Genomic DNA, 657 nt, shown 5'->3' on the forward strand with positions numbered 1-657 from the left:
ACTTTTATTAAGTTCAAAAGCTGGTGGAGTACAAACTTTACCATCTAATGGATTAAATTCAACTTTAGTAAATAAGAGTAAAGGATTATCAGTATTAGCTGAATATCCTCTTATTGCTTTATTTTCTGTATTAGGTATGAGTAGTTTAATTTCAAGTAGTGATTTAGTATCTATGTTCTTATCTATTGAATTACAAAGTTTTGCTGTATATATTTTAGCTACTATTTACAGAGAGTCAGAATCTGCAACATCAGCTGGATTAAAATATTTCTTATTAGGAAGTTTATCTTCAGCTTTAATTTTATTAGGAAGTAGTTTATTATATAGTTTTACAGGACTAACTAGTTTTGAGGGATTATATATGCTATGTTCTACAACTTCAGCAAATACTGCTATTGAAATTAGTGTACTACTAATTTTAGTAGGTTTATTATTCAAAGTATCTGCAGCTCCATTCCATAATTGGGCTCCAGATGTATATGATGGAGTACCTACAGTAGTAACAACTTGGCTAACAACAATGCCAAAAATTGCTTTTTTAGTATTTATTTTAGAATTTCAAGGATTTACTCAATTAGCTAATTGGTCTTCATGGACATACTTATTATTAATTAGTTCATTATTATCACTTTTAGTTGGTACTATTGGTGGATTAGC

At 28.6% G+C, this 657-nt stretch carries 1 protein-coding gene; it reads left to right on the forward strand.

Features of this window, described 5'->3' with window-relative positions:
• Positions 1-657: proton-conducting transporter transmembrane domain-containing protein (locus ACYVHU_RS26700; protein WP_498949926.1), on the forward strand; the 657-nt coding region annotated here is incomplete at both ends.

This window comes from Marinactinospora endophytica, from assembly GCF_054780875.1.